This window comes from Aurantibacter crassamenti, from assembly GCF_016811105.1.
Taxonomy (GTDB): domain Bacteria; phylum Bacteroidota; class Bacteroidia; order Flavobacteriales; family Flavobacteriaceae; genus Aurantibacter_A; species Aurantibacter_A crassamenti.
Genome location: NZ_JAFBGM010000001.1, coordinates 1,622,070 through 1,635,165 on the forward strand (window position 1 = coordinate 1,622,070; position 13,096 = coordinate 1,635,165).

6 protein-coding genes are annotated in these 13,096 nt (G+C 33.8%); 3 read left to right on the forward strand and 3 right to left on the reverse strand.

Going from position 1 to position 13,096, the window contains the following annotated elements; all coding sequences use genetic code 11:
* Window positions 1-92: 92 nt before the first annotated feature.
* The 3 genes from JQC67_RS06610 to JQC67_RS06620 all read left to right on the forward strand — a co-directional run bounded on the left by JQC67_RS06610 (window position 93) and on the right by JQC67_RS06620 (window position 4,746).
* Window positions 93-959: an AraC family transcriptional regulator gene (locus JQC67_RS06610; protein ID WP_203252039.1), complete on the forward strand. Its 867-nt coding sequence runs from the start codon at window positions 93-95 to the stop codon at window positions 957-959.
* Window positions 960-1,035: 76 nt separating this feature from the next.
* Window positions 1,036-3,210, forward strand: coding sequence for an alpha-glucuronidase family glycosyl hydrolase (locus tag JQC67_RS06615; protein WP_203252040.1), 2,175 nt, complete (start codon window positions 1,036-1,038; stop codon window positions 3,208-3,210).
* Between the two features lie 30 nt (window positions 3,211-3,240).
* The gene (locus tag JQC67_RS06620) at window positions 3,241-4,746 is read left to right on the forward strand and encodes a TolB family protein (RefSeq protein WP_203252041.1); all 1,506 of its coding nucleotides are present in this window, start codon (window positions 3,241-3,243) and stop codon (window positions 4,744-4,746) included.
* A 58-nt stretch (window positions 4,747-4,804) separates the two neighbouring features.
* Here the strand turns inward: JQC67_RS06620 and JQC67_RS06625 are convergent, their stop codons facing one another.
* The 3 genes from JQC67_RS06625 to JQC67_RS06635 form a co-directional block, all read right to left on the reverse strand.
* Window positions 4,805-8,155: a VCBS repeat-containing protein gene (locus JQC67_RS06625; protein ID WP_238934510.1), complete on the reverse strand. Its 3,351-nt coding sequence runs from the start codon at window positions 8,153-8,155 to the stop codon at window positions 4,805-4,807.
* 181 nt (window positions 8,156-8,336) lie between these two features.
* On the reverse strand, window positions 8,337-9,845 hold the full coding sequence (locus tag JQC67_RS06630; RefSeq protein ID WP_203252043.1) for a RagB/SusD family nutrient uptake outer membrane protein: 1,509 nt from the start codon (window positions 9,843-9,845) through the stop codon (window positions 8,337-8,339).
* 10 nt (window positions 9,846-9,855) lie between these two features.
* Window positions 9,856-12,873, reverse strand: a complete 3,018-nt coding sequence (locus tag JQC67_RS06635) for a SusC/RagA family TonB-linked outer membrane protein (RefSeq protein WP_203252044.1) — start codon at window positions 12,871-12,873, stop codon at window positions 9,856-9,858.
* Window positions 12,874-13,096: the final 223 nt, after the last annotated feature.

The following is a 13,096-nucleotide window of genomic DNA, read 5'->3' on the forward strand; positions in this document are numbered from 1 at the left end:
CATATATTGACTTTATTATATCACAAAATTGTAAAATGTCTATTTTTATAGATAGATTAGTGTTGTTCTAATTCTAAAAATAGCTTTAAAAGTTGAAATCAGCCTTACAGAAATCTCCCATCCCTAAAACGCATGCCTTTGTGGTTCAGTCATTAAGGCAAACAATTTTTGATCCTAATTGGCATTTTCACCCGGAATATCAATTATTTATGGTTTTAAAAGGAAAAGGAACTCGATTTATTGGGGATCACGTAAAGTCATTTCAACCCGGCGATATTACTTTTTTAGGTCCAGATTTGCCACATTTATGGCGAAGTGATACTGAAGAGAGTGAAAATGGAGCAGAAGGTATTGTTGTTTACTTTAATGAGAATTTTATTGGAGACACATTGTTATATAAAGAGGAAGGTATATTGTTACGTAAACTTTTTAGAAAAGGTTTACGTGGTTTTGATGTGACAAATAAAACGGCAGATATTATTAGTAGGATGATTTTAGAATTGCCAAAACTTGAAGGTTTTGATGCTGTTCTTGGTTTGATGCATATTTTAAATTTACTTTCTCAATCTGACGATATAAAACTTTTAGCAAGTTCAGGCTATACAAATACTTTAAGAGAGGGTGATACTGAACGTATGAATAAAGTGTATGCCTATGTGATGAAGCATTTTAAAAGAAAAATTCCTATTGCTGAACTGGCCACCCTAACAAATATGACACCAACTTCTTTTAGCCGATATTTTAAAACTCATGCAAACAAAACCTTTTCAGAATTTGTTAGTGAAATACGCATAGGTCATGCTTGTAAATTACTTATTGAAAAAAAAATGAATGCCTCGCAAGTATGTTATGAAAGTGGTTTTCAGACCATGTCAAATTTTAATAGGCAGTTTAAAACAATAACTAATAGAACTCCTCTAGATTATAAAAAACGATATAATATGACAAATTCAAACTAATTTGTTTTCTCAAAATGGAGTTGGCAAATAAGTTTATTTTAATAAGTATCTTGATGATTATTAACTGAATATGAAAATGAAATCATTAAAATTTATTGTACTGTTTTTTGCAGTAATATCAATTCAATTACAGGCTCAATCACCAGATGGATATGATTTATGGTTGGGTAACTCAGCCATAGAAGTTTCTGAATTTGAAAAAGAATATAAGACGTTTACTACTTCAGTATATTTTCAAAGTGATTCTGAGATGTTAACGGTTGCCGAACAAGAAATGAAAAACGGTCTTGAAAAAATGCTTGGGCAGTCGCTAGATTTTACCAAAGAATTAAATTCGAATTCTACACTAATTGTAGCCAAGAAAAATGCACTTAAAACGGAAATATTAAATTCAATTTCTAGTGATTTTGATAAACTTGGTGAAGAAGGCTTTATTATAAAAACAATTAAAGTAAAGGGTAGAAAAGTATTATTGGTGAGCGCAAATAGTGATAACGGTATACTGTATGGTGTTTTTAGATTACTGCATTTAATGCGAACACAGGTATCATTAAGTGAAATAAATTTAATTGATGCGCCTAAAGTCGATATCCGCATGCTTAATCATTGGGATAATCTTGACCGAACAGTAGAACGTGGTTATGCTGGTTTTTCACTTTGGAATTGGCAAAAATTACCAGAGTATATTGATCAACGTTATATTGATTATGCGCGGGCAAATGCCTCAATCGGTATCAATGCGGTATCCTTAACAAATGTGAATGCAAATGCATTGATTTTGACGCCAATGTATATTGAGAAAGTAAAAGCGTTAGCTAATGTTTTTAGAAATTATGGTATTAAGGTTTATTTGACAGCACGATTTTCGGCTCCAATTGAAATTGGCGGTCTTGAAACTGCTGACCCATTAAATGCGTCGGTTCAAACGTGGTGGAATACTAAAGTCAGTGAAATTTATAAGGAGATTCCTGATTTTGGTGGCTTTTTAGTAAAAGCGAATTCAGAAGGGCAACCCGGTCCTCAAAACTATGGAAGAAATCATGTAGATGGAGCTAATATGTTAGCAACGGCTTTAAGTCCGTATAAAGGTAATGTAATATGGCGTGCCTTTGTTTATTCTGAACATGATGATACAGACAGAGCAAAGCAAGCTTATGCAGAATTTGTGCCTTATGATGGTAGGTTTAAGGATAATGTTTTGGTGCAAGTTAAAAATGGAGCAATCGATTTTCAACCAAGAGAACCTTTTCATCCCATGTTCGGTGCAATGGAAAAAACGCCATTAATGATGGAGTTTCAAATCACCCAAGAATATACTGGTTTTAGTACTCATTTAGTTTTTCTTCCAAAACTTTTTGAAGAAGTATTAGATTCAGATACCTATCAAAAAGGGAAAGGTTCAACAGTTGCAAAAGTAATTGATGGCTCCTTACATAATAATAAAATAACGGGAGTAGCAGGTGTTGCTAATATAGGAACAGATTTAAATTGGACAGGCCATCCCTTTGCTCAAGCAAATTGGTATGGCTTTGGTCGCTTGGCATGGGATCCGTATTTGAGTTCCAATACTATAGCTGATGAATGGATAAAAGCAACGTATACAACTAATAAAGAATTTGTAGAGCCAATTAAAAAAATGATGTTGAGCTCGCGAGAAGCAGTTGTAAATTATATGGATCCATTGGGGTTACATCATATTTTTGATACGGGGCATCATTATGGTCCTGGGCCTTGGGTTAATAATTTAAGTCGACCTGATTGGAATCCTGTTTATTATCATAAAGCGGATACAGAAGGAATCGGTTTTGATCGTACTCCTTCTGGAAGTAATGCCACTGAACAGTATGCTAAGGAAATAGAAAAATTGTACAATAATCCAAAAACAATACCAGAGGAATATTTATTATGGTTTCACCATTTGCCGTGGGACTATAAGCTTAAAAACGGACATACACTATGGGATGGAATTGCCTTAAAATATCAAGAAGGTGTACATCAAGTTGAGGCTATGATTACGACTTGGGAAAATGCGAAATCATTTCTTTCGGAAGAGGAGTTTAACGAAGTAGTAATGCTTTTAAAAATTCAGTTGAAAGAAGCAAAATGGTGGCGAGATGCATGCTTACTTTATTTTCAAACTTTTTCACAAAGAGAATTGCCTGAAGGTGTAGAGAAACCTAAAGAAACACTAGAGTATTATCAATCATTAAAATTCCCTTTTGCTCCAGGTATTCGCCCCAGATGGAATTAATAACTAATTAGCCAACCATAAACAAGAAATATGAAAACTATTAAATTAAGTGCATTTTTAATTTTACTATTAAGTTGGTCAATTGTATCAGCACAAAACAAAATTGGACAATTTGATCGAAGCACAGCTATTGGCGATTGTAAACATGAAGGGAAAGTAGCATATTCAGAAGATAACCAGACATACACCCTTAGTGGTTCGGGAACAAATATGTGGTTTGGTTCAGATGAGTTTCAATATTTATGGACAACAATTCAGGGTGATTTTATTCTTAGAACTGAAGTGGCGTTTGTAGGTGAGGGTGTTGATCCTCATAGAAAAGTTGGTTGGATAGTGAAAAATAGTCTGGACCCTAATTCGAAGCACGTGAATGCATCTACACATGGTGATGGACTAACATCTTTGCAATACAGAAAAGAGATTGGGGCAGATACCGAAGAGGTGGTTTCTACAGCAACCCATCCAGATGTTATTCAATTAGAGCGAAAGGGTAATACGTTTATAATGTCTACCGCCAAGTTTGGAGAAGAATTTACAAGTGTTACGCTAGATGCGGTTCAATTAGATACAGAAGTTTATATAGGAATTTATATGTGTTCACATAACCCAGAAGTTGTTGAGAGTGCTATCTATAGAAATGTTCGAATCATAAAACCTGTCGAGCCAGACTTTAAACCATATCGAGATTATATTGGTAGTAATCTTGAAATAATGGACGTTGAAACAGGTCAGCGAGAAATTATTTATCAATCTGCACATTCTATACAAGCACCTAACTGGACAGTAGACGGAAAGAAATTAATATATAATTCAAAAGGACGCTTGTATAATTATGAGTTAGCTACACATTCGATTTCTAGTCTGAATACGGGATTTGCAGTGAATAATAATAATGATCATGTTTTAACTTTTGATGGAAAATTGTTGGGAATTAGCAATCATAATCAAGATGATGGAGGTACTTCAGCAATTTATTATTTACCAACCGAAGGGGATTCATTGCCTAAGTTGGTTACTAAAAAAGGGGTAGGGGCATCATACTTTCATGGTTGGTCACCAGACAATAAAAAAATGGTGTTTACAGGAAATCGAGGGGGTGCATATAATATTCATACTGTTGATGTTGACTCTGGAAAAGAAGAGAAATTAACAGATTTGACTACGCTTGATGATGGTCCCGAATATAGTCCTGACGGAAAACATATTTTTTTCAATTCTGCTAGAACTGGTACAATGCAACTATGGCGCATGAAAGCTAATGGAAAAAAGCAAACGCAGTTGACTTTTGATAAATACAATGATTGGTTTCCGCATGTAAGTCCAGATAAAAAATGGATTGCATTTATTTCATTTCCTTCAGATATTGATCCAAATGATCATCCATTTTACAAACATTGCCTATTAAGAATTATGCCTTATGAAGGAGGAGAGCCTAAAGTGATTGGTTACATCTATGGTGGTCAAGGTACTATTAATGTGCCTAGTTGGTCACCTGATAGTAAAAAAATAGCCTTTGTAACGAATACAAGGCTATAATTAAGTCTAATAGAATAGTGCTATAAACTAATATGGTAATACGAGTTTTATTTTGTTTTTAGTTTTGTTGAAAAATCAATAATTCGCCTCTATTTTGAGAGGCAATATAATATGGTTTTTTTTCTTCATTGCTATTGACACTTATAAGGTCTTTTGCATCACCGTTAACATTAAAGCCAGATACACTCGTTTTAACAGCAGTAAATGCTCCGTTGCCATTTCCTTGTAATACACAGCCGTTAAATGCATCATATCTGCCAATGAATATTTCGTTTCCGTAGTCATTACCAATTAGAATTACATCAAGATTATTATCATCATTATAATCTGTAATTACAATACTATTAATAGGAGCAATTTGCGCCTCCCAAGGTAGTTGAGAATATTTAAATTTACCATCACCAATATTTTCTAAATAAATACTTTTATCATAGTTACCCGTCAATATATGTGCATCGTCCAATTCATTTTTATCAAACATTGTTAGCTGTGTAGCTTTTGCATAGTGGTTATACGAGTTGAATTTTGATCTAAATAATGGACTTTGTTTATTTAAATCTCCCCAAAAATTTACAGGGAAAGGTTCATATGTTGATCTTTTAAAATCATTTTTAAAATAGGCGAACATTACGGGGTCAATTGTGCCATTTGTATCAAAATCTTTAGATATTAAAGTAACAGGTCTATCCTTTGATGGTTGATATAAATTATTTGCTCCCAAATTTCCTACAATAAAATCAGCATCGCCATCACCATCAAAATCTGCAGTTTCTATGGTTTCCCACCACCCAAATAAATCATCTAAATTGGTGTTTTTTAATTGCCTTAATTGTGAATGGTCATTTTTGAAAATTGTTATCGGCATGTATTCGCCAATAACAATTAAGTCTTTTATATTATCAGAATCTATATCAGCCCAAATAGCATCAGTAACCATACCAATTTTTCGTAATTCAGGAGCAACAGAATCGGTAACATCTTTTAATATACCATTCTCATTTTTAAGTAAGAAACTCTTTTCAGGAAGTGGAAATTTGCTATAGGGAGTTCTTCCGCCAATAAATAAATCTACAAAGCCATCATTATCATAATCATATGCGGTAGCAACAGATCCACTTGCATTGATGTCTGGCATTTTATTTTGGGCAAGTTCAAAATTACCCTTGCCATCATTTAACATCAATCTATCATTTTGCGTCATAGATTCGTTACTGCCAGATATTAAATACAAATCTAAATCACCATCATTTTCTAAGTCAAAAAGAATTAAATCTTCTTCTTCATAAATCATGCTCTCCGCATCTGCTACTAGCGAGGATTGATTAAAAGTACCGTCTTCATTTTGAGTAAAAACTTGGGGGGAAAAACGAGAGGAGCTTCCGACGATAAAGTCTTCAGTACCATCACCATTTAAATCACCTTTTACTAAACATGGTCCGTTTTGTGTAAACTTATGCGGCAAAATTGGCTGCACATAGTAGTCTACGATATCTTTTTCTTGATGAACATATTCAACACCTAATTCTTCTGAAATCTCGTTAAATATTGTTTTGTTTTTATTATCCGTAAGTGGGAAATTGAGTGCGTCAATATTGGTTTTTATGGCATCATTATATTGTATAGTTAAAGTTTGATTTGCTAGAACATTATCTATTTTTTGGTATTTGCCGTTAGGCCATAAAATTTCAACTGCACTGATTTTTTCTGTGGAACCTAATCCGAAATGAACTATATCTTGAACGGTTGACATATAGCCTCTGTTAAGGAAATATTCATGAAATTTTATAGCATCATTTTCTAGTCTGAGAACAACTTTAGCACCAATACCTTTTATGTTAGACTTTGGGCCAACTAAATTTAGAGATATATAGTTGTGCTTACTGTTAGTAATATCGTTAATGTTGTTTTTAAATATAAAAGCTTCATCATTAATATTGTTGACTATATAATCTAAATCTCCATCGTTGTCTAAATCTGCGTACGCTGCACCATTAGAGAATGAAGGTATATTAAGGCCCCATTCTTCACCAACATCTTTAAACCTGCCAACACCATCATTATGGTAGGCGTAATTAGGAATTTTAACTTGTGGAATAGAATCTAATATTTTTGCAGTACTTAAATATCGACTCATATTAAATCTAAAATCACCGAAATCAGTGTCTGTAATGTCTCTCGGAAAACCATTTGAAATGAGTATGTCTTTAAAGCCATCATTGTCCATATCTACAAATAGTGGAGACCAACTCCAATCTGTTCGTGCAATGCCTGCCATGAGTCCAATTTCGCTAAAAGGAGTATTGGGTCCGTTACCTTTTTGAAGCATGTTTCGGCTGTATTGATATTCATAGCCAAAAGATTCATTTAGTTGGTAGCTTGTATATGAATTATTTGATATCGTAGTTTTTAATCTTTGATTGGTTTCACCCAACATATCAAGTGTTATGATGTCTAAATTTCCATCATTATCATAATCAGAAATGTCAGATCCCATCGAGAATTTGCTTTGATGTTTAATGAAATTCTGTATTTGATTTGAAAAAGTTCCGTCTTGGTTATTTATGTAAAGGAGGTCGTTTGAGAGGTAATCATTACTTACATAGATATCTGGCCAGCCATCATAATTTAAATCTGATATAGCCAAGCCTAAGCCGTAACCTTCGATGGTAATACCAGCTTCTATTGATACATCAGTAAACGTACCGTCACCATTGTTACGGTATAATTTATCATTGCTTAATGCAGTGCCATCAGTAATTTTTGCTCTATAATTCGTTGGTAGTATGTGGACGTCAACATTATTAAGAACGTATAGGTCTAAAAATCCATCTTTATTATAATCAAAGAAAGTTGCACCCATGCTATTTTCATAATCAGCTATACCATATTGTTGAGACATTTCTTTAAAACTAGGATTACCATCTTTATCAATACCCTGATTTATAAAGAGCAAATTTTGCCGTTCTTTTTCAGTGGGCAACATGGCAGAACAAAGGTAGATGTCTAGTAAGTTATCGTTGTTAATGTCTACAAGTGCCACACCAGTATTCCAATATTTGTCAGCTTCAATCCCTGCTTTATTTGAAACGTCTTCAAACTTAAAATCACCTTTGTTTAAATAAAGTTTATTGGGTGTTTGATTGCCCGTAAAAAAAACATCTGGTTTTTTATCGTTATTGAAATCACCGATAGCCACACCACCACCATTAAATATATATTCACTGGTTAGAATATTGAAGCTGTCAGTTTCTACAATTTTATTGTTAAATGTGATGCCAGATTCATTAGATGATATTTTAGTGAATAACTGAAATTCATTTTTTTTACATGAAGTAGTAAGTAGGGTAAAATAGAAAATGAAAAGTATTAATACTTTATTATTTCCTTTGCCTAGCATTAAAGTGTACATAATTGAGAGCTATGAGATTGATTGTTTTAGATGCATATTCAATAGTAATTAAAACCTAACAATAATCATAAGTTGATGTTTATTATAAGTGCTTGAAATTAAGCTATTCTAAATAAAATAAAAAGAAGCTACCTGAAAAGGGTAGCTTCTTTGAATATTTATAAAAATGAATCATGAATTCTTAATAACCAGGATTTTGATCTGAAGAACTAATGTTTTCATTTGCAGTTATTTCAGAAAGTGGTATTGGGAAAAGTTCGCTTTTACCAGCCTGAAAACCTGTGCCTGCTAAAAACTCTGCCGCTTTACCCCAACGAATTAAATCATTAAATCGAATCTGTTCACCTGCCAATTCAACTTTACGCTCATGTACAATAGCATCAAAAACTGCTGGTTTAGATAAACCAGTAGACAATGCCGGCATACTAACACTTGGTCTTGCTCTAACTTCGTTAATATAGCCTACTGCTTTTGCTTGTGTACCTACTTCGTTTTCGCATTCAGCCATCATTAAAAGCACATCTGCATATCTTAATACTTTGAAGTTGATCCCAGAAGCTTGGTTTTCATGATCTCGTTGATAATAATTTTGATATTTTTTCCAAACATGTGTTCTGTTTAAAGGAATATACACTTCTCCTTCTGGTACTTCCTCAGGTGGTGTGCCAGATTTAATAGTGCCACCAGGAAAAACAGCACCTTCACTATAAAAAACATCATTAAGACGCGGATCGTCAACCTCGTATTCGTTTACTAAATCGTCTGATGGGTAAACATTGAACCAATCATTAAAACCATATTCTTGGCCTCTAAATGTAATTTCATTTAAACGATCACCAGAGACACCATCTCCCCAGCCAGAACCGCCAATTGCTTCATCATATGCTACTTCAAATATAGATTCTTCACCATATTCGGTATCAGCTCTAAAGTTGTCAAAATAATTATCTTCCAATGAATACTTATTGTAAATTTTCTCAAAATTGGTTAATGCAAGCTGATGTTCGCCTCTAAATAAATGAACCTTGCCTAAAAAAGCCAACGCAGTTTCTTTAGTTGCTCGTCCTTTAACCTCTACACCTTTTGCTAATAGTGTGTTAGATGCATCAGTTAAATCAGTAATTATTTGTTGATATACATCTTCTTTTGGACTTCTAGGATTACCAACATTATCTACTGGAATTTCAGTAATTAATGGCACATCTCCATATCGTGTCACTAAAAAGAAATAATAAAGGGCTCTCATAAATTTTGCTTCCCCGATATATTTATTTTTTAATTCTTGAGATAATAAGTTGTCAGACAACTCATTTATTTTCTCTTGGTTGCTTATCACAAAATTAGCTTTGTTGATTCCTTTATAACAACTTGTCCAATATTGTCCAATGGCCCCATGTGCGGAATTAAAAGCAAAATCTAAGTATTCTCTTTTATCGGCTTCCAATTGAGGATTGCCTGCATTTTCATGAGACATATTATCCATCATAAAGAACATGTGACGTGTATATAGTCCTTGTGTTTGCAGGTTAGCATAAATAGCTGTTACCGAAGCTTCCACTTGCTTTTGATCTGCAAAGAAGGTTTCCGGAGCTATGTTGTTTTCGTTAATTAGTTCAAGACCACTATCATCACATGAATTTATGAATAGTAGACTAAAAACAATTGCAGTTATATATTTATATTTTTTCATTGTTTTTATTTTAAAATGATACTTGAATACCAGTTAATATTGATTTTGGTTGAGGGTAATTTCCACGGTCAATACCAACCTCAAAATTTGTGCCTCCGTTAGCAACATTCGGATTTCCAATTTCAGGGTCTAAGCCAGAATAATTAGTGAATGTCAACATGTTTTGTGCGCTCAAGTACACTCTTAATTTACTAATGTATTCATTAAGAGCAGTATTTTTAATTGTGTAACCAATTGAGATGTTTTTAAGTCTAGTATATGAACCATCTTCAATAAAGCGATCTGAAGCAGATACGTTCTGTGTTGACCCAAATGCACGTGGTACTGTATTTGAAGTTCCTGGCCCGGTCCAACGGTTTAAAACTGCTGTACCAGAATTAAAAAGACGTGGCATACCTTCTAGGTCATAGATGTTTGTATTGTAAATGCTATTGCCAGATACGCCACTAATGAATGCGTTGAAATCCCAGCTTTTATAAGCTGCTGATAAATTTAAACCGTAAGTTAAATCAGGAAAGGCATTACCTAATACAGTTCTATCATCTGCATTTATATCTCCATCATTGTTTATGTCTTTAAATCGAATATCTCCTGGTTGAACTCCAGTTTGACCTGTATTTGACCAGAACACTTCATCTACTTCAGCTTGGGTATCGTATACTCCATCAGTTACTTTACCGTAAAAATGAAAAAGTGATTCCCCAGGTGCTAAACGTGTAAGGTTTTCGTTTTCAAAGCTACCACCAGGAACTTCTTCAAGTCCACCTAATGAGATAGTTTCATTTTTCGCTGTTCCTAAATTAAGATTGGCAGACCAAGTAAAGTCACCTTCAAAATCATTAAAACCTAATGAAAGCTCAAAACCTTTAGTTTCAACAGAACCAACATTAGAAGAAATTGAATTAACCAAAAATCCGTGAGAATCTGGTAATTGTAAATCCATTAATAGATCATTACTTCTGTTGTTGTAATATTCTAAGGCCATGGTTACCTTTTCATTCATTAATCCAATATCTAAGCCTATGTTAGTCATATTGGTTTCTTCCCATTTGATATCAGCGTTTGCAATTCCTTCAACTGTAACACCAACAGAATTTCCGCCATCAAAAGGATAATTAAAATTAGGTGATAGTGATGAAGTATAGGCGTAATCTCTAATTCTATCATTCCCCACAACACCCCAACTACCTCTTAGTTTTAAGGTGCTAAATGATGAATCTTCAAGAAACGATTCTTTAGCAATATTCCAACCAGCTGCTAAAGATGGAAACCATCCCCATCTATTATTAGCACCAAACCTACTAGAGGCATCTCTACGCATTGAGGCTGCAAAAATATAGCGCTGATCAAAATTATAATTCAACCTTCCTAGAAAGCTAACTCGTGTATATTCAAATGATTGTGATGAAATTTGCGAATCTTGATTAGAAATTTCATTGATTGTGTTGCTTAATTCATTTCTACTACTTGTGTTAATGTTAGACCTGCTTCCGTCTTGTCTTTCATATAATAGTAAAAAATCTAGATTATGAACATCATTAAACGATTTCGTATAATTTAAACTATTCGTAAATATCACATCTTTAGTAATACCAGTATTCTTTACAATACCTGCATAAACTTGAGTTCCTGTACCCGAATTTTCACTATCATCATTATAAGCAGGTGTGAATGATTCGTTAAGGTAGTTTTGATAAATTAGCCCAAGTTGAGATTTAAATTTCAAACCTTCTAAAATTTCATAATCACCAAAAACACTACCATTAATATTAATACCCTTATTAGCATATTCGCCTAACCTTTGAATTCTAACTGGGTTTTCAGCATCTTGACCATCATTTGCACTACTTGGCCCTTGAAAACCTCCTAAATTTGAACTATTATATACAGATAAATATGGTGGCATTTTTATCGCATGTTCAATTAAGGATCTTCCTGTGCCAAGACTACCTTCTGGTGTTTGTCTGTCAAAAGACACCGCTAATGTTTCGCCTAAACTTAATTTACCGACAGTGAAATTACTATTTGCTCTAAACGAATACCTTTTATAACCAGTCTCAATAACGGCTCCATCTTGATCCTGGAAGTTGCCTGAAAATCTATAATTACTATTTTCATTACCACCGGCTATGCTTAAATCATAATTTTGCATGATACCAGTTGTAAACAGTTCATCTTGCCAATTTGTATTTAAACCTGATCTGCTTCCTGGTGTATTTGGTGTTATACCATAAGCATCATTTGCGTATTGGAGATATTGATCTGTATTAAGTACATCATATCTGTTTGTGATAAATTGGATTCCTGTATACGATTCAAAATTTACAGTAACCTGATTCGATTTAGTCCCTTTTTTGGTGGTAACCATTACCACACCGTTTGAACCTAATGAACCATAAATTGCTGTAGTTGATGCATCTTTAAGAATGTTAATATTATCGATATCTCCTGGGTTTAATCCTGCTAATCCTGTAGTAGAAATAACCCCGTCAATAACAAAAAGAGGAGAACTATTGTTCATTGTTCCTAAACCTCGAATTCTTACTTCTGGTGCGGAGCCTGGTGAACCGTTGCTTATTACGGTCACACCTGCTGCTCTACCTTGTAATGCAGATTCTGCATTAGTAACCGGTGTTGCTGTGAGTTCTTCAGATTTAATAGTTGAGATGGCTCCTGACACTTCTGCACGAGATTGTGTGCCATAACCCACTACAACAACTTCGTCTAATAGGTTGGTGTCAGTGTCTAATTGTATAGAAATATTTGATTGATTACCGACTGAAGCTTCTTGCGTAACAAAGCCTATATAGCTGACAACTAATACAGCATTTGCATTCACAGATATGTTGAAATTACCATCAAAATCAGTTTGAGTACCGTTTGATGTTCCTTTTTCAATCACTGAAGCTCCTGGGAGAGGAACACCCTGGTCGTCTAGTACTGTGCCGTTAATGCTATTCGATTGTGAATAAACATTTTGGATACCAATTGCTAAAAGCAAAAAGAATACCATTTTAAATTTAATCATGAAATAGTGTTTTTAGTTAGATTAATTAAGTTGAAAATAATCTCGTCCGAGTTAAAACGAGTGAACATTTCATCCAAAATTAACATTGCTTTAAGGTATTGTGTTATAATATTTGAAGCAATTCGTATGAAATTTGAAGCATAATTTTCGCATTAGAATGTAAAACGAATTACTACGCCATATTTAATTTCAAAATGGTTGTTAGAGTTTATGTAAAATCGTA